Raw genomic sequence first — 1,161 nt, 5'->3', positions numbered from 1 at the left:
AGGCGCACGTCGGCGTCCGGGCCCGGCACGGCCAGGGGGACCCCCTCCGCCAGGCAGAGGTCCAGGAGGTCCAGGTCCGCGCCCAGCTCCCAGCGCCCGGTGAACAGGTCCACCGTCCGCCCCCCGGCCCGCAGCCGGGGAGCCATCCGCGCCGCCAGGGCGAGCGTGGCGGGGCAACGGCCGGGAGCGAAACCGCGGTTCTTGCGATGGCGGGCCCAACGGGCCAGCCAGTCCGCCGCGTCGACCTCCCCGGACGCCTCGTCCTCACCCGTGAGCAGCCGGTCCGCCCCGGTCCCGGCCAGCAGCGAGAGCCAGAACTCGTCGTCCTGCGCCCCGAGTCCCAGAGCCCGCGGCATGATCTCCAGCAACCTGACCCGCACCCGGGGCTGTTCGGCCGCGAGGACCTGGAGCGAGGGCAGGAAGGCCTTCCAGAAGGCCCCCGAGGCCCGCTCCGCGGCGGGCGAGGCCACCACGGCGGCCAGCAGCCGGCACTCCTCGGCCGTCCTCGGCAGACCGGACGCCCGGATCATGGCACGCACGTCCCGAGGCATCGCCGTGTACGGCGGCAGCCCCGCCGCGCACCGCTCCACGGTCAGCCGCCGGAACTGCTCCCAGGCCGCCGCCGGATCGAGCCGCCGGGCGACGTCCCCGGCGTACTCCCGCAGTGCCTTGACGGACAGCGCCCCGGCGAACGCGAACTCCAGGAAGGCGGCCCGCTGCTGCTCCTCGTCCACCGCCAGGGCGTGCACCCGCTCCGCCTCACGCGCCCGGGCGAAGAAGGTCGCCGCGAACGACCGGTGCCCGTGCTCCAGGTAGATCCGGGCCGCCTGTTCGTAGAAGGGCGGCAGGAAGTGCGGCACCGACCTCGCCAGCCGCTCGCCGAGGTGCTCGAAGCCGCCCTTGGCGACGCCGGGCAGCCCCTTGGCCTGCCGGGCCAGCCGCTCGACGTCCTTGACCAGTGCCAGGGCGTGGTGCCCGTTGGCCGGGTCGTCGACCAGCGCCCGGGCCGGGAAGCCCAGCGTCTCGCGGCGGACCGTGCCCACCTCCGGCGTCCCCGGCTGCCGCTCCAGGCCGAGGAACTCCATGGCGAGGTCCTCGGCCTCACCCAGCGCGCCCGGCACGAGCCGGACCACCGGCCGGCCGTCGAGCGCGGGATGGGTG

The 1,161-nt window shown here is 76.2% G+C and carries 1 pseudogene; it reads right to left on the bottom strand.

Features of this window, described 5'->3' with window-relative positions:
* Positions 1 to 1,161: pseudogene (locus HW445_RS31895) on the bottom strand (hypothetical protein); the annotation flags it as partial.

Source organism: Streptomyces sp. UH6 (assembly GCF_013421635.1).
GTDB classification, from domain to species: domain Bacteria; phylum Actinomycetota; class Actinomycetes; order Streptomycetales; family Streptomycetaceae; genus Streptomyces; species Streptomyces abyssomicinicus.
Note: the sequence above shows the minus strand (reverse complement) of the source record. Positions and strands in the feature narration are given on the sequence as shown.